Annotated in this window: 15 protein-coding genes; 14 read left to right on the top strand and 1 reads right to left on the bottom strand. The window is 61.1% G+C overall.

Annotation, left to right across the window (positions count from 1 at the left end; all coding sequences use genetic code 11):
- The 7 genes from AWB68_RS24850 to AWB68_RS24820 all read left to right on the top strand — a co-directional run.
- On the top strand, positions 1-261 hold a 261-nt coding region (locus AWB68_RS24850; RefSeq protein ID WP_125483028.1), incomplete at its 5' end, for an aldehyde dehydrogenase family protein.
- 291 nt (positions 262-552) lie between these two features.
- Positions 553-2229 carry a GMC family oxidoreductase gene (locus tag AWB68_RS24845; RefSeq protein WP_087647004.1) on the top strand — a complete coding sequence of 559 codons (1677 nt, stop codon included), beginning with the start codon at positions 553-555 and terminating at the stop codon, positions 2227-2229.
- Positions 2230-2595: 366 nt separating this feature from the next.
- Positions 2596-3375 (top strand): ABC transporter ATP-binding protein, encoded by a 780-nt coding sequence (locus AWB68_RS24840; protein ID WP_087647003.1) that lies wholly within the window; start codon positions 2596-2598, stop codon positions 3373-3375.
- On the top strand, positions 3372-4133 hold the full coding sequence (locus AWB68_RS24835; protein ID WP_087647002.1) for an ABC transporter ATP-binding protein: 762 nt from the start codon (positions 3372-3374) through the stop codon (positions 4131-4133). Before AWB68_RS24840 ends, AWB68_RS24835 begins: the two co-directional genes overlap by 4 nt.
- A gap of 95 nt (positions 4134-4228) precedes the next feature.
- Positions 4229-5449 carry an ABC transporter substrate-binding protein gene (locus AWB68_RS24830; RefSeq protein ID WP_087647001.1) on the top strand — a complete coding sequence of 407 codons (1221 nt, stop codon included), beginning with the start codon at positions 4229-4231 and terminating at the stop codon, positions 5447-5449.
- Between the two features lie 99 nt (positions 5450-5548).
- Positions 5549-6433, top strand: coding sequence for a branched-chain amino acid ABC transporter permease (locus AWB68_RS24825; protein WP_087647000.1), 885 nt, complete (start codon positions 5549-5551; stop codon positions 6431-6433).
- Positions 6433-7404: a branched-chain amino acid ABC transporter permease gene (locus AWB68_RS24820; protein WP_200828786.1), complete on the top strand. Its 972-nt coding sequence runs from the start codon at positions 6433-6435 to the stop codon at positions 7402-7404. Before AWB68_RS24825 ends, AWB68_RS24820 begins: the two co-directional genes overlap by 1 nt.
- Here AWB68_RS24820 and AWB68_RS46815 read toward each other — a convergent pair.
- Positions 7401-7787 carry a hypothetical protein gene (locus AWB68_RS46815; protein WP_125483027.1) on the bottom strand — a complete coding sequence of 129 codons (387 nt, stop codon included), beginning with the start codon at positions 7785-7787 and terminating at the stop codon, positions 7401-7403. The two genes, AWB68_RS24820 and AWB68_RS46815, sit on opposite strands and share 4 nt — an antisense overlap.
- A 120-nt stretch (positions 7788-7907) precedes the next feature.
- Here AWB68_RS46815 and AWB68_RS24815 point away from each other — a divergent pair, with 120 nt between their 5' ends.
- From AWB68_RS24815 to rsmG, 7 genes are all read left to right on the top strand, one after another.
- Positions 7908-9071, top strand: coding sequence for an ABC transporter substrate-binding protein (locus tag AWB68_RS24815; protein WP_087646998.1), 1164 nt, complete (start codon positions 7908-7910; stop codon positions 9069-9071).
- 278 nt (positions 9072-9349) lie between these two features.
- Positions 9350-10522, top strand: coding sequence for an ABC transporter substrate-binding protein (locus AWB68_RS24810; RefSeq protein WP_087646997.1), 1173 nt, complete (start codon positions 9350-9352; stop codon positions 10520-10522).
- Between the two features lie 130 nt (positions 10523-10652).
- A complete protein-coding gene (locus AWB68_RS24805) occupies positions 10653-11708 on the top strand; it encodes a branched-chain amino acid ABC transporter permease (RefSeq protein WP_087646996.1) in 1056 nt (351 codons plus the stop codon).
- Positions 11709-11712: 4 nt separating this feature from the next.
- The gene (locus tag AWB68_RS24800; RefSeq protein ID WP_087646995.1) at positions 11713-13497 is read left to right on the top strand and encodes a branched-chain amino acid ABC transporter ATP-binding protein/permease; all 1785 of its coding nucleotides are present in this window, start codon (positions 11713-11715) and stop codon (positions 13495-13497) included.
- A 1-nt stretch (position 13498) separates the two neighbouring features.
- Positions 13499-14245 (top strand): ABC transporter ATP-binding protein, encoded by a 747-nt coding sequence (locus tag AWB68_RS24795; protein ID WP_087646994.1) that lies wholly within the window; start codon positions 13499-13501, stop codon positions 14243-14245.
- A gap of 154 nt (positions 14246-14399) precedes the next feature.
- Positions 14400-16361 (top strand): tRNA uridine-5-carboxymethylaminomethyl(34) synthesis enzyme MnmG, encoded by a 1962-nt coding sequence (mnmG, locus tag AWB68_RS24790; RefSeq protein WP_087646993.1) that lies wholly within the window; start codon positions 14400-14402, stop codon positions 16359-16361.
- Positions 16358-17041: a 16S rRNA (guanine(527)-N(7))-methyltransferase RsmG gene (gene rsmG, locus AWB68_RS24785; protein WP_087646992.1), complete on the top strand. Its 684-nt coding sequence runs from the start codon at positions 16358-16360 to the stop codon at positions 17039-17041. The genes mnmG and rsmG overlap by 4 nt, the downstream gene beginning before the upstream one ends.
- The last annotated feature ends 4 nt before the right edge of the window (positions 17042-17045 follow it).

The following is a 17045-nucleotide window of genomic DNA, read 5'->3' as shown; positions in this document are numbered from 1 at the left end:
GTGTCGTGCTTTACATCGGATGGTGGCGTCGCGCGGGCGTTCTCGCGGCAGATCAAGGTCGGCATGGTCGGTATCAACGTGCCGATTCCGGTGCCGATGGCGTGGCACTCGTTCGGCGGCTGGAAGCGCTCGCTGTTCGGCGATCATCATGCCTACGGTGAAGAAGGTATTCGCTTCTATACGCGCTATAAGAGCGTGATGCAGCGCTGGCCGGACAGCATCGCAAAGGGCGCGGAATTCACGATGCCGGTTGCGAAGTGAAAGAAGGCAACCCTTCGCTTGAGCACACGGCGAAGGGCGTAGAACTGCACGCATGCGGCGCACGGTGGCTCGTCAGCAATGACGGAGCATGGGATCAGAGTATCGCTAAAGCCCCAACTCTGATCGAGTTCTGCATGGGACCAGAGTAAGACGCTAAAGCGCCAACTCTGGTCGAGCTCTGCATGGGACCAGAGTAAGACGCTAAAGCGCCAACTCTGGTCGAGCTCTGCATGGGACCAGAGTAAGGCGCTAAAGCGCTAACTCTGGTCGACACACACACAGGAGACAGCGGTGAAACAGAACGCGCGAAAGCTCGAAGGCGAATTCGACTACATCGTTGTCGGCGCGGGCACGGCCGGTTGTGTGCTCGCGAACCGGCTCACCGAAGACCCGGACGTGACCGTGCTGCTGCTCGAAGCCGGCGGCAAGGACGACTACCACTGGATTCACGTACCGGTCGGATACCTGTACTGCATCGGCAATCCACGCACCGACTGGCTCTACAAGACGCAAGCCGAGCCGGGCCTGAACGGCCGCGCGCTGTCGTATCCGCGCGGCCGCGTGCTCGGCGGCTGCTCGTCGATCAACGGCATGATCTACATGCGCGGCCAGCGTGAAGACTACGACGACTGGGCGCACATCACCGGCGACCCGAACTGGTCGTGGGACTCGGTGCTGCCGGTCTTCAGACGCAGCGAAGACCATCACGGCGGCGCGAACGAATGGCACGGCGCGGGTGGCGAATGGCGTGTCGAAAAGCAGCGCCTGAAGTGGAAGATCCTCGAAACGTTTTCGCAGGCGGCGCAGCAAACCGGCATCCGCGCCACCGACGATTTCAATCGCGGCGACAACGCCGGCGTCGGCTATTTCGACGTCAACCAGAAGAGCGGCATTCGATGGAACGCATCGAAAGCGTTCCTGCGTGCCGCGATGAAGCGTCCCAATCTCACGACCATCACCGGCGCGCACACGCAGCGGCTCGTGTTCGAAGGCAAGCGGTGCGTCGGCGTGGAATATCGCGGCGGCGACGTCGACTACCTCGCGAAGGCGCGCAGCGAAGTGATCCTGAGCGCGGGCGCGGTGAACTCGCCGCAAATCCTCGAACTGTCGGGCATCGGCAATGGCGCGCGCCTGCAGCGCCTTGGCATCGACGTCGTGCGGGATTTGCGCGGCGTCGGCGAAAACCTGCAGGATCACCTGCAATTGCGCATGGCCTACAAGGTGAACGGCGTGCGCACGCTCAACACGCTGTCCGCACACTGGTGGGGCAAGCTGTTCATCGGGCTGCAATACGCGTTGATGCGCAGCGGTCCGATGTCGATGGCGCCTTCGCAACTCGGTGCGTTCGCGAAGTCCAATCCCGACGATGCATCCATCACGCGTCCCGACCTCGAATATCACGTGCAGCCGCTGTCGCTCGATCGCTTCGGCGATCCGCTGCACGCGTTCAATGCGTTCACGGCATCGGTGTGTCCGCTTCGGCCGACCTCGCGCGGCAGCGTGCATATCGGATCGCCCGATGCGCACGCGGCGCCGCTGATCGCGCCGAACTACCTGTCGACGGAACGCGACCGTGAGGTCGCCGCCAACGCGATGCGGCTCACGCGTCGCATCGCCGCGGCGCCGGCGCTCGCGCGCTACGCGCCGCAGGAGATCCTGCCGGGCGTCTCATTCCAGACCGACGAGGAACTCGCGCAGGCGGCGGGCAATATCGGCACGACGATTTTCCATCCGGTCGGCACGTGCCGCATGGGCACGGACAACGATCCCGGCGCCGTGGTCGACAGCCGGCTGCGCGTCATCGGCCTGCGCGGGCTGCGCATCGTCGATGCATCGGTCATGCCGACCATCACGTCGGGCAACACCAACTCGCCGACGCTGATGATCGCGGAACGCGCGAGCGAGATGATTCGCGCGGATCGACGCAATATCGAACTGCAGGAAGTGATCGCGACGGCGCTTGCATGACGCGCATGTCAGCCCGCTGACCGGTTCGCGTCAGCATTTGTCGCGCTGGTTGAAGAACGGCCCCACATGGGGCCGTTCGCACATCCGCGGTGCGTGGTGAAAATTGCATCACATGACACTTTATGACGTCGGACCCGCCAAGATTACTAAGTGCAAATCCCGATGATTGCGGTGCATCATTGGCGCGACAATGGCATCGAGCCAATGCATACCCGGTTTATCGCGTGCATTGTTTGTGCAGCACGCAATCCGCAGCGAAAGCACCGACGATCCTGAAGTCATCCATACTCGGGTTCGCGCGAACCAAACCAAAATAATGCGCGGGCGAGCAACTTGCTTAGCGCCTCATTTCGCATGGAAGGGGACATGATTCTCGGCGACACGATTCTGGAAACGCGTGGCCTCACCAAGGAATTCAAAGGCTTCACCGCCGTGAATGGCGTGAATCTGCGCGTGCGCCGCGGTTCGATCCATGCGCTGATCGGACCGAACGGCGCCGGCAAGACCACCTGCTTCAACCTGCTCACGAAATTTCTCGAACCCACGGCGGGACAAATCGTCTTCAACGGCACGGACATCACGCGTGAACGTCCCGCGCATATCGCGCGGCGCGGCGTGATCCGCTCGTTTCAGATTTCCGCTGTATTTCCACATCTGACGGTCCTCCAAAACGTGCGCATCGGATTGCAACGGCAACTCGGCACGTCGTTTCATTTCTGGCGCAGCGAGCGCTCGCTCGATACGCTCAACGATCGCGCCATGGATCTGCTCACGCAAGTCGGTCTTACCGACTTCGCCGATACGAAGACGGTCGAATTGTCGTATGGACGCAAACGCGCGCTCGAAATCGCCACGACGCTTTCGATGGAGCCCGAACTGATGCTGCTCGACGAACCGACGCAAGGCATGGGCCACGAAGATGTCGATCGCGTGACGGCGCTGATCAAGAAGGTATCGGTGGGCCGCACGATCCTGATGGTCGAACACAACATGAACGTGATCGCGGGCATCTCCGACACCATCACCGTGCTTCAGCGCGGCGAGGTGCTGGCCGAAGGAAGCTATGCGGAGGTATCGAAGAATCCGCTCGTGATGGAAGCCTACATGGGCAGCGCCGATGCCGCGCTGGCGGGAGCGCACGCATGAGCACGACGGTTGAGGAACGGCGCCCGGTCGATGCGCGCGGCACCACGGGCAGCGAACCCGCGCTCGAAATCAGCGGCCTGAAGGCGTGGTACGGCGAGTCGCACATCCTGCATGGCGTCGATCTCAAGGTGAACCGCGGCGAAGTCGTCACGCTGCTCGGACGCAACGGCGCCGGGCGCACGACCACGCTGCGCGCGATCATGGGGTTGACCGGCCGGCGCACCGGATCGATCCGCGTCGGCGGACGCGAGACCATCGGCATGTCGACGCACAAGATCGCGCATTGCGGTGTCGGCTATTGCCCGGAAGAGCGCGGTATTTTTTCGAGCCTCTCGTGCGAAGAGAACCTGATGCTGCCGCCGCTCGTCGGCAGCGCGAAAGAGGCGATGTCGCTCGACGAGATCTATTCGATGTTCCCGAACCTGAAGGAACGCCGCAGCAGCCAGGGCACGCGGCTCTCGGGCGGGGAACAGCAGATGCTCGCGGTCGCGCGCATCCTGCGCACCGGGGCGAACCTGTTGCTGCTCGATGAAATCTCGGAAGGGCTCGCGCCCGTTATCGTGCAGACGCTCGCGCGCATGATCCTGATGCTCAAGTCGCGCGGCTACACGATCGTGATGGTGGAACAGAATTTTCGCTTTGCGGCGCCGCTCGCCGATCGCTTCTATGTGATGGAGCACGGGAATATCGTCGAGCATTTCAACGCAGGGGAACTCGAAGCGAAGATGCCGGTGCTGCACGAACTTCTCGGGGTGTGATCGTTCGGCGTTCGTCGCGATGCGGCATGCGCGTGCGTGAGGCTTTGCGCGCGCAACAGCAGATAAGCAACAACCATAAACTCATGGAGACTGGAATGAAAAAGAAGACACTCGCACGCCTCTCGTCATTTTGCTTTGCGGCGGCCGCTGCGGGCGTTGCATTGACCGCCGGCAGCGCGAACGCCGCCGACGGCAATACGGTGAAGATCGGTTTCGTCACTGACTTGTCGGGCCTGTATGCCGACATCGACGGGCAGGGCGGCCTGGAAGCGATCCGCATGGCGATCGCCGATTTTGGCGGCAAGGTGAACGGCAAGCCGGTCGAACTCGTCTACGCGGACCATCAGAACAAGGCGGACATCGCAGCATCGCGCGCGCGTGAATGGATCGACCGCGACGGCGTGAACGTGATCATCGGCGGAACGAATTCGGCGACCGCGCTCTCGACCAACCAGGTCGCCGGCGAGAAGAAGATCCCGTACATCAACATCGGCGCGGGCGCGGACAACCTGACCAACGAGCAGTGCACGCCGTACACGGTCCACTACGCGTACGACACGATGGCGCTCGCGAAGGGCACGGGTTCCGCCGTGACGAAGCAGGGCGGCAAGACGTGGTACTTCCTCACCGCCGACTACGCGTTCGGCAAGGCGCTGGAAAAGAACACGTCGGATGTGGTGAAGGCCAATGGCGGACAGGTGCTCGGCGCGGTCCGCCATCCGCTGTCGGCATCGGACTTCTCGTCGTTCCTGTTGCAGGCGCAAGGGTCGAAGGCGCAGGTGCTCGGCCTCGCGAACGCGGGTGGCGATACGATCAACTCGATCAAGGCCGCCAAGGAATTTGGCGTCACGAAGACGATGAAGCTCGCGGCGCTGCTGATCTTCCTGACCGACATCCACAGCCTCGGACTCGAAACGACGCAGGGCCTCGTCGCGACGGACAGCTGGTACTGGAACAAGGACGAGACGACGCGCAAGTGGGCGCAGCGCTACTTCGCCAAGATGAAGAAGATGCCGACGAGCCTGCAGGCCGCCGATTACTCGGCCGTCACGACTTATCTGAAGGCGGTCCAGGCAGCGGGCACGACCGACAGCGACAAGGTCATGGCGCAGCTTCACAAGGCGAAGATCGACGACTTCTACGCGAAGGGCTACATCCGCGAAGACGGCAGCATGATCCACGACATGTACCTGATGGAAGTGAAGAAGCCGTCGGAATCGAAGGAGCCGTGGGACTACTACAAGATCACCGCGACCATTCCGGGCGACCAGGCCTTCGGAACGAAGGCGGAGTCGCGCTGCAAGCTGTGGAAGTAAGACATCGTTAGGTAGTGCAAAAGCAGGTCAGGACGACACGCGGCTCGCAAGGGCGGCGTGCCGCGTCCTTGCGCCAAAATCACTCTGACGGCAGATTCGATGGAAATTTTCGGCATTCCGCTCGCCGCGATGATGAGCCAGTTGCTGCTCGGGCTGGTCAACGGCTCGTTCTACGCGATCCTCAGTCTTGGGCTCGCGGTGATCTTCGGCTTGCTCAACGTGATCAATTTCGCGCACGGCGCGTTGTTCATGCTGGGCGCGATGCTCGCATGGATGGGCTTCTCGTATTTCAACGTGCCGTACTGGGCGATGCTCGTCCTGGCGCCGCTGATCGTCGGCTTGTTCGGCGTCGTGATCGAACGCACGATGCTGCGCTGGCTCTACAAGCTCGACCACCTCTACGGTCTCTTGTTGACCTTCGGCCTCACGCTCGTGATCGAAGGCGTGTTCCGCTCGATCTACGGCTCGTCGGGCCAGCCCTACGACGTGCCCGCCCAGCTTTCCGGCGCGACCAACCTCGGCTTCATGTTCCTGCCGAACTATCGCGCGTGGGTGGTGGCGGCATCGCTCGTCGTCTGCTTCGCGACCTGGTTCGTGATCGAGAAGACGCGTCTCGGCGCCTATCTGCGCGCGGGGACGGAAAACCCGAAACTGGTCGAGGCGTTCGGCATCAACGTGCCACTGATGGTCACGCTCACCTATGGCTTCGGCGTCGCACTCGCGGCCTTCGCGGGCGTGCTCGCGGCGCCCGTGATCCAGGTGTCGCCGCTGATGGGGCAATCGATGATCATCACCGTGTTCGCGGTGGTCGTGATCGGCGGCATGGGTTCGATCATGGGCTCGATCCTGACGGGGCTCATGCTCGGCATCATCGAAGGGCTCACGCGCGTGTTCTATCCGGAAGCGTCCGCGACGGTCGTCTTCGTCATCATGGCGCTCGTGCTGCTGGTGCGCCCGGCAGGACTCTTCGGCAAGGAAAAATGATGCAGAGAAAAGCGCTTTACTTCCTGTTGCTGATCGGCTTGATCGCGGCACCGTTCGCCGGTGTGTACCCGGTATTCATGATGAAGGTGTTGTGCTTCGCGCTGTTCGCGGCGGCGTTCAACCTGCTGATCGGATACACGGGCCTGCTCTCGTTCGGTCACGCGATGTTCCTTGCAAGCGCGGGCTACACGACCGGCTATGCGATCCAGACGCTCGGCTTTACGCCGGAAGTCGGTGTGATCGCGGGAACGGCGGTCGCGACGGCGCTCGGGCTCGTGGTCGGTCTGTTCGCAATCCGGCGCCAGGGCATCTACTTCGCGATGGTCACGCTCGCGCTCGCGCAGATGGTGTACTTCGTGTTCCTGCAGGCGCCGTTCACGCATGGCGAGGATGGCCTGCAAGGCGTGCCGCGCGGCAAGCTGTTCGGCGTGATCGATCTCGGCCCGGACCTCACGCTCTACTATGTCGTGCTCGTCGTGATGGTGCTGGCGTTCGCGCTGATCGTGCGCATCGTGCACTCGCCGTTCGGGCAGGTGCTGATCGCGATCAAGGAGAACGAGCCGCGCGCGATCTCGCTCGGCTACGACACCTCGCGCTTCAAGTTGCTGGCGTTCGTTTTGTCGGCGGGTCTGGCGGGGCTGGCCGGATCGCTGAAGGTCGTCGTGCTCGGCTTCGAAACGCTCGGCGACGCCTACTGGACCATGTCGGGCCTGGTCGTGCTGATGACGCTCGTCGGCGGCATGAGCACGATGTTCGGGCCACTGCTCGGCGCGGCGATCATCGTGGCGCTCGAAAACCGGCTCGGCGATATCGGCACCGCGGTTGCCAGGATCACGGGCGTGGACTGGTTCAACTCGCTCGGCGAATCGGTGACGATCGTGACGGGGCTGATATTCATCGCGTGCGTGCTGGCGTTCCGGCGCGGCATCGTCGGCGAGGTGATCGCGCGCGTGCGGCCTTTGCAGGGCTAGAAAAACATTCGGCGATCCGAATCAACGGTCAGTTTGTGCAGGAGTTTTATCAAGTCGCCGATAAACCGTCGCCCTCTAAAGGTGCTTTTATGCACCACTAGGGTAAATGCTAGGTTGTTATGAGCTGTTTCGCAATTTAATATGCGTCCTAGTTCTGTTGCACCGAATTTTTGAGGTGGAGAACGAGGAGACAACGAGGCACTAAGTGCCCGACCGAAAGCGCTGTTGGATGATTCCAACAGCGCTTTTTTATTTGTTTTTGAGTTTTTCGCTTCTTTAATATCGGCTGGAATCAATGCCGATTCATGCGCGTTTTCCCTTATTATTTCGTCCGATTTAACCGCTATTTTCGATGCTATCGCGAGAGTCGTGAAACCCTTCAAGACGCTTGCTATGCGTGGCTCAAGTCCGCTACACTCGCCAATCACCGACCATTCGGTCGGTGATTGAAAGCGCTGAATCCATCGTTAATCAGACGAACAAAATCACGGGCAGAAAAAGGCATGAAATTGGCATTGCGCTGGACCGCGGCGGCAATCGTCGCGGGCGCGTCGGTATTCGCAAGCAATCAGGTTTTGGCAGATGTGAAAGTTGGAGTGACCGTTTCCGCGACGGGTCCGGCGGCGTCGCTGGGCATTCCCGAGAAAAATACCATCGCGCTATTGCCGAAGGAAATCGCGGGGCAGAAGGTTCAATACATCGTCCTCGACGACGCCACCGATTCCACGCAAGCCGTCAAGAACGGGCGCAAGCTGACGAGCGAAGACCACGTCGACGCTTTGATCGGCTCGACCATCGTGCCCAATTCGCTCGCGATGATCGATATCGCCGCCGACACGACCACGCCGATGATCTCGATGGCCGCTGCCGCCACGATCGTCGAACCGATGGATGCGAAGCGCGCGTGGGTCTTCAAGACGCCGCAGAACGACATCCTGATGGCGACCGCCATTGCGCAGCACATGTCCAATCACGGCGTGAAGACGGTGGCCTTCATCGGCTTCAGCGATGCGTATGGCGAAAGCTGGTTCAAGGAATTCGGCAAGGCCGCCGACCTCGCGAAGATCAAGGTCGTCGCGAACGAGCGCTTCGCGCGCAACGATGCGTCGGTGACGGGACAGGTGTTGAAGATGATGTCGCAGAATCCCGACGCGGTGCTGATCGCAGGTGCGGGCACGCCGGCCGCCTTGCCGCAGAAGACGCTGAAGGAGCGCGGCTACAAGGGCAAGTTCTACCAGACGCACGGCGTCGCCAATAACGACTTCCTGCGCGTATGCGGCAAGGATTGCGACGGGACTTTCCTGCCGGCCGGTCCGCTCCTGGTCGCGGAGCAACTGCCCGATTCGAATCCGGTCAAGAGCGCGGCGCTGACTTATAAGAAGGCCTATGAAGCCGCATACGGTGCGGGCTCGGTATCGACGTTCGGCGGCCACGCGTGGGACGCGGGCCTCATCCTGCAACGTGCGATTCCGATCGCGCTGAAGAAAGGCCAGCCCGGCACGCCGGCGTTTCGCGAAGCATTGCGCGCGGCCATCGAAAGCACGAAGGATCTTCCCGTTTCGCACGGCATCGTCAACATGAGCGCGAGCGATCACTCCGGCCTGGATCAGCGCGCACGCGTGATGGTCGAGATCGTCGGCGGGAAGTGGAAGCTCGTTAGCAACTGACATCGAAACCTATGTGAACTGAACCAGGAGAAAAAGGCGCGTTGCTCGATACGCGCCTTTTTTTCTGCATATAAGAAGCCCGCACTGAGCGGGACATGAAGCGGGACATGATGAGAGAAGAGAGCAAGCAACGGCGCGTGCACGGTCAGGGAAAACGATGCTAGGCACGTGTTCACGCGCTACATAGATTGACGCAGCGGCATGAGCGGCAAATCGACAACAACTCGCAGCAGCGCACCGACCGGTGCGCGTCAGCAATTCGCGTTCGGAGACAGGTCATGAAAAACACAAAACAATGGGTACGCACGGGGATCGCGCTCGCGATCGCGGGCAGCGCGCTGTGCGGCGCGAGCGCCGCGTTCGCGCAGGTGAAGATCGGCGTCACGCTGTCGGCGACGGGGCCGGCGGCATCGCTTGGGATTCCCGAGAAAAATACGATCGCGCTGTTGCCCAAGGAAATCGGTGGCAAGTCGATCGAATATATCGTGCTCGACGATGGCTCCGACACGAGCCGCGCCGTGCAGAACACGCGCAAGCTGATCGACGAGGATCACGTCGACGCGATCATCGGCTCGACAGTCACGCCGAATTCGCTTGCGATGATCGACGCGGCATCGGCTGCGAAGACGCCGATGATCTCGATGGCGGCATCGGCGGCGATCATCTCGCCGATGGACGCGAAGAAGGCATGGGTCTTCAAGACGCCGCAAAACGATGCGCTGATGGCCGACGCCATCGCGAGCTACATGGAAAAGCGCGGTGTGAAGACGGTCGGCTTCATCGGTTTCGCCGATGCGTATGGCGACGGCTGGTACAAGGTGTTCAGCGCGGCGGCCGGATCGCACCAACTGAAGATCGTCACGAACGAGCGCTATAACCGCACCGACACGTCGGTGACCGGCCAGGTGCTGAAGACGATGGGCGCGGACCCCGACGCGGTGCTGATCGCGGGGGCGGGCACGCCGTCGGCGCTGCCGGCGAAGGTGCTCAGGGAGCGCGGCTACAAGGGCAAGATCTACCAGACGCACGGCGTCGCGAACAACGACTTCCTGCGCGTCTGCGGCAAGGATTGCGAAGGTGAACTGCTGCCGGCGGGTCCGGTTCTCGTCACCGATCAATTGCCGGACAGCAATCCGGTGAAGAAGTCGTCGGCTGCCTATAAGAACGCTTATGAGAAGGCGTATGGGGCGGGTTCGCTGTCGACGTTTGGCGGCCATGCGTGGGACGCCGGCCAGATGCTCCAGCGCGCGATTCCCGAGGCGCTGAAGAAGGGTCAGCCGGGCACGGAAGCGTTCCGCGAAGCACTGCGCGCCGCGCTGGAAAACATGAAGGACCTGCCAGTCGCACACGGCATCATGAACACGACCCCCGCCGATCACAACGGCTTCGACAATCGTGCGCGCGTGATGGTGCAGATCGTCGACGGCAAGTGGAAGCTGCAGAACGACTGACGCATTTCTCGACGCGCCCTCGAAACGGGCGCGATTCGATGTGCAAAGCGGCGCCCCGGAAAACCGGCGCGCCGCTTTAACATGGTTTTGCCGGACTGATTCCGCAGCCGGCTGATTTCGAAGAGGATGTATGGACTTATCGATTGCGGCGATTCTCGCGCAAGACGGGATCACCACGGGCGCGATCTACGCGTTGCTCGCGCTCGCGCTGGTGCTCGTATTTTCCGTGACACGCGTCATCTTCATTCCCCAGGGGGAGTTTGTCGCGTACGGCGCGCTCACGCTCGCCGCGCTGCAAACCCAGAAGTTTCCCGCGACGTGCTACTTGCTGATGGCGATGGGCGCCGGTTGTTTCGTTGCCGAACTGGCCGGCATCGTGCGGCATCCTTCGCGATACCGACAGGTTGCGCGTACGCTCGTCGCGCTCGCCGGCAAGTATCTGCTGTTCCCGATCGCTGTCTACGCGCTCACCCAGGGCGTCTTCATGCAGACGCTGCCGATGATCGCGCAGATCGCACTGACGTTGCTCATCGTCGTGCCGATGGGACCGTTCGTGTATCGCCTCGCCTACGAACCGATCGCGGAGGCGAGCACGCTCTTGCTGCTGATCGTCGCGGTGGCGGTGCATTTCGCGATGGTCGGCCTCGGTCTCGTGATGTTCGGCGCGGAGGGCTCGCGCACGACCGCCTTCTCCGAGGCGAACTTCACGCTCGGCACCGTATCGATTTCGGGGCAAAGCGTTTGGGTCGTGGGCACGGCGGCGGTGCTGATCGTCGCGCTGTATGTCTATTTCGACCGTTCCATCTCCGGCAAGGCATTGCGGGCGACATCGGTGAACCGGCTGGGCGCGCGGCTCGTCGGCATCGGCACGACGCAAGCGGGGCGCCTCGCGTTCACGCTCGCGGCCGGACTCGGCGCGCTGTGCGGCGTCCTGGTTGCGCCGATTACAACGATTTATTACGACTCCGGGTTCCTGATCGGCTTGAAGGGCTTTGTCGGTGCCATTGTCGGCGGTCTCGTGAGTTATCCGCTCGCCGCCGCAGGTTCGCTGCTCGTCGGCTTGCTGGAATCCTATTCGTCGTTCTGGGCGAGTGCGTATAAGGAGGTCATCGTCTTCACGCTGATCATTCCGGTGCTGCTGTGGCGGAGTCTGGCGAGCCCGCATTCGGATGAAGAAGAGGAGTGACGCGATGAAATTCCTGGTCCAGAACAAATTCTTTTGGGTTTTCCTGCTGGTCGTTTTCGCGCTTCCGATTCTGCCTTCGCCTGTCCGCGTGCCGGAATACTGGGTCACGCTGCTCAATTACATCGGCTTGTATTCGATCGTCGCGATCGGTCTGGTGCTGCTGACCGGCATCGGCGGAATGACGAGCTTCGGGCAGGCGGCATTCGTCGGCGTCGGCGCCTATACGACGGCCTATCTCACGACGCAGTTCGGGGTGTCGCCGTGGCTCGCGTTGCTTGCAGGCATCGTGCTCACGGCGTTGGTCGCGTTGCTGCTCGGCATGGTGACGATGCGGCTCTCCGGGCACTTCCTGCCGCTCGGGACGATCGCTTGGGGGCTTTCGCTGTTCTTTCTGTTCGGCAATCTCGAAATGCTCGGCAAGTACGACGGCATCAACGGGATTCCCGTGCTGAACCTGTTCGGCTGGCACCTGGAATCGGGGCGTAGCATCTATTACCTGATCTGGGTCATCGTGCTGTTGTCGGTGGTGTCTGTTCAGAACTTGCTTAATAGCCGTCCGGGACGCGCCATTCGTGCGCTGCGCGGAGGCGGCACGATGGCCGAGGCGATGGGCGTCAATACGGCGTGGATGCGGGTCGTGATTTTCGTTTACGCGGCGGTTCTCGCGGCTATTTCGGGCTTCCTCTACGCGCATTTGCAGCGAGCGGTGAACCCGACGCCGTTCGGCTTGAATCACGGTATCGAGTTCCTGTTCATGGCGGTGGTCGGCGGAGTGTCACATGTTTGGGGTGCGGTGCTTGGCGCCACGATCCTCACCGTCCTTCAGGATTATCTTCAGACGCTGCTGCCCAAGCTCTTGGGCGCGAACGGCAATTTTGAAATCATCGTGTTCGGCGTGTTGATGGTCTTGCTGTTGCAGTACGCCCGACAAGGCGTGTGGCCGTTCGTGTCGCGGATCTTTCCACGTGGGCCGCGCGCCCAGGTTCCAAAGCATGCCGAGGCGTTGCCGCAGCGCAGCAAGCCCGGCGCGGGCGAGCGTCTGTTGATCGTCGATAAGGCGCGCAAGGAGTTCGGGGGTCTGGTCGCAGTCAACGACGTGAGCTTCGAGGTGAAAGCGGGGGAGATCATCGGCTTGATCGGGCCGAACGGCGCAGGTAAATCCACGACGTTCAATCTCGTCACCGGCGTGCTCCAGGCGACGAGCGGTTCGATAACTTTCCACGGCGAGCGAATCGATTCGCTGACTTCGCGAGAGATCGTGAAGCGCGGCATCGGCCGAACCTTCCAGCACGTCAAATTGCTACCGGGCATGACGGTGCTGGAGAACGTCGCCATCGGTGCGCATTTGCGCGGCAAAACGGGTGTGTGGCGGAGCATCGCGAAGCTCAATGCGGCCGAGGAAGCGCGACTGATGGCGGAAGCGGCCCGGCAGATCGCGCGCGTGGGGCTGGAAAAGCATCTCTACGATGAAGCCGGGAGCCTCGCGCTGGGTCAACAGCGGATTTTGGAGATTGCGCGGGCTCTGTGCTGCGATCCGACTTTGCTATTGCTTGACGAACCTGCGGCTGGCTTGCGCTATCAGGAGAAATTGCAACTCGCCGAGCTGCTTCGCAAGCTTAGGGCGGAAGGCATGAGCATCCTGCTCGTTGAACACGACATGGATTTCGTGATGAACCTGACCGATCGGCTCGTCGTGATGGAATTTGGCACGTGGATTGCCGAAGGGCTGCCGGAGGATGTGCAAAAGAATCCGGCCGTTCTTGAAGCGTACTTGGGCGGGGTGGAGTGAAATGAAACAACCGATCTTGCAAGTCAGCGATTTGTCGGTGCGTTATGGAAAGGTCGAAGCTTTGCATCAGGGCAAGCTCTCCGTCGGGGCGGGCCAGATCGTGTCGGTGATTGGTCCGAATGGCGCGGGAAAATCCACGCTGCTCAACGCGATCATGGGTGCGTTGCCTTCCAATGGTCATTCGAAGGGAATTGTTCAATATCTCGGCGACGATATCTCGTCGCTTGCCATTGAGCGACGTGTTTCACGTGGAATGTGTCTTGTGCCGGAGAAGCGCGAGCTTTTTGCAAGCATGACCGTGGAGGACAATCTCGTTTTGGGCGCTTATCGGAGGAAGCGGGCGCGCGAGCGAGACTATCTCGATCAGTTGCCACATGTTTTCGAACTCTTTCCGCGTCTGAAGGAACGCCGGAAGCAAGCGGCGGGCACTCTGTCAGGGGGCGAGCGCCAGATGTTGGCGGTGGGGCGCGCGCTGATGGGCAAACCGCAACTGCTCATGCTGGACGAGCCCAGCCTTGGCCTCGCTCCCTTGATCGTAAAGGAGATATTTCACATCATTAGCGCATTGCGCGAGACGGGCGTCGCGACGTTGCTGATTGAGCAAAACGCGAGGGCGGCATTGCAAATTTCCGACTACGGATACGTGCTCGAAACAGGCGAATTCGCTCTGGAAGGTGCAGCGAGTGATTTGGCCCACAATCCTCGAGTTATCGAAACGTATCTGGGGTTGGCGAAGAAGGTCGCGTAAATTCGCGTTGCTGGAGTTGAAGACGGCGTGTTTCACGTGAAACACGCCGTTTTTTTATCGTTAGCCGTTCGGCCTGAATTCGAGCCGAAAGCTTAAGCGATATAATTCTGCGATATTCCTCTCAAGGCTCGCGTCGTTCGCACGCGAAATTCCGATGCTTTTTCCGACAGAATTTGATGTGATCGTCGTTGGCGGCGGTCATGCTGGCACTGAAGCCGCGCTGGCCTCGGCTCGCATGGGCTCCAAGACGCTGCTCCTTACGCACAATATCGAGACGCTCGGTCAGATGAGCTGCAATCCATCGGTTGGCGGCATTGGCAAAGGCCATCTCGTCAAGGAAGTGGATGCGCTGGGCGGCGCCATGGCGGCCGCGACCGACGAAGGTGGCATTCAATTCCGGATTTTGAACTCATCGAAAGGGCCGGCTGTACGCGCCACGCGGGCGCAAGCTGATCGCTTGCTTTACAAGCAGGCGATCCGGCATCGGCTGGAGAACCAGCCGAATCTTTGGCTGTTTCAGCAGGCGGTCGACGATCTGATCGTCGAGGGCGACCGTGTTGTCGGCGCGGTTACGCAGGTTGGCGTCCGTTTTCGCTCGCGCGCCGTGGTGTTGACTGCGGGGACGTTCCTTGACGGAAAAATTCACGTTGGGCTGAACAACTACACGGGTGGCCGGGCCGGCGATCCAGCGGCTGTTTCGCTTTCCAGCCGTCTGAAAGAACTGAAATTGCCGCAGGGCCGGCTCAAGACGGGCACGCCACCGCGTATCGACGGGCGGACGATCGATTACTCGAAGCTCGAAGAACAACCGGGCGACCTGGATCCAATCCCTGTTTTCTCGTTTTTGGGTCGGGTGGAGCAGCATCCGCGGCAGGTGCCTTGCTGGGTAACGCATACGAACGCTCGAACACACGAGATCATCCGCTCTGGGCTCGATCGGTCGCCTATGTATACCGGAGTGATCGAAGGCGTCGGGCCCCGCTACTGTCCGTCAATCGAGGACAAGATTCACCGCTTTGCATCGAAGGACGCGCACCAGATCTTTCTCGAACCCGAAGGTCTCACCACGAATGAGGTTTACCCGAACGGTATCTCGACGAGCTTGCCGTTCGACGTGCAACTGGAACTCGTGCGATCGATGGTCGGTCTGGAACACGCTCATATCCTCCGTCCAGGTTATGCGATCGAATACGATTATTTCGATCCGCGAGCGTTGAAGGCGTCGCTCGAGACCAAGGCCATCGGCGGTCTGTTTTTTGCCGGGCAGATTAACGGGACGACCGGGTACGAAGAAGCGGCCGCGCAGGGCTTGTTGGCTGGTATTAACGCAGGGTTGCAGGTGCAAGGAAAGGACGCATGGACGCCGCGCCGAGACCAAGCCTACCTTGGCGTGCTGGTCGACGATCTGGTGACTCAGGGCGTTTCCGAGCCGTATCGGATGTTCACGAGTCGCGCGGAATATCGGCTTTCGCTCCGTGAAGACAATGCAGACATGCGCCTGACCGAGATCGGCCGCGAGTTGGGGTTGGTGGATGACGTTCGTTGGGACGCATTCAGCCGTAAGCGAGATGCTGTTTCACGTGAAACAGAGCGTCTGCGATCCACATGGGTGAATCCGAAAACGCTTCCCGCCGATGAGGCCACAGCGCTGCTCGGCAAGCCGATCGACCACGAATACAGCCTCGCCGACCTGCTGCGCCGCCCGGGGGTTTCATATGAGGGAATATGCGGGCTGCGGCAGGGGGCCTGTGGGCCGGAGACAGTGCTTGCAGAAGACCCGGTCATGCTCGCGCAAATCAAAGAGCAAATCGAGATCGGCGTCAAATACCAAGGTTACATTGATCGTCAGGCAGGCGAGATAGAGCGAAACGAGTCGCAGGAGAACACGCGTCTGCCCGAGGGCATCGACTACGCGCAGGTAAGAGGGCTGTCATTCGAGGCACGGCAAAAGCTGACGCAGCATCGGCCGGAGACGATCGGGCAGGCTTCACGGATTTCCGGAATTACGCCAGCTGCAATCTCCTTGCTGATGGTGCACCTGAAACGCGGGCTCGGCCGACGCGCCGCAGCAAGCAAGAGTGACACCGGCAGCGGCAACGCGTCGGCGATCCAGTGACGGGCCGCTCCGCCGGCGCGTCCGGCCGCGACGATCTAGCGCCGCTTCTTCGAAGCGGCGCTACCGAACTCGGGCTGGCTTTGTCCGATGCGGCCTGCAACAAGTTGCTGGACTACGTGGCATTGCTCGCCAAATGGAACACCGTCTATAACCTGACGGCCATTCGCGATCCAGGTCAGATGTTGATCCAGCATATTCTCGATTCTCTCTCGATCGTTCCCACGCTGGCGAAGCGGGGCCCATCATCCGCTCTCGACGTCGGCTCGGGCGGTGGATTGCCTGGAATCGTCATGGCGATCGTGCTGCCGGACTGGCAGGTCACCCTGAACGACATCGTTCACAAGAAAACCGCTTTCCAGTCGCAGGCCAAAGTGCAACTTGGCCTGACGAATCTCACGGTGGTTACGGGGCGCGTGGAAAATTTGCGGCCCGGTGCCGAGGTGCCAGCTAAATTCGACGTAATCGTGTCGCGCGCGTTCGCAGAGCTCTCCGATTTCGTTACACTTGCGCGTCACCTGGTCGCCGACAACGGACGCATCTTCGCGATGAAGGGTGTTCGCCCAGACGCCGAGATTGGGCGCCTTCCCGCAGGCGCGACCGTACTTGGGATTGAACGCCTGCGTGTGCCTATGCTCGACGCCGAACGGCACCTGATCGAAATTGCCGTCGCACCCGAATGAGCAC

Origin of the sequence: Caballeronia choica (assembly GCF_001544535.1) — a bacterium.
In the GTDB taxonomy this organism is placed as follows: Bacteria; Pseudomonadota; Gammaproteobacteria; order Burkholderiales; family Burkholderiaceae; genus Caballeronia; species Caballeronia choica.
This window is presented reverse-complemented; position numbering and strand designations above follow the sequence as displayed.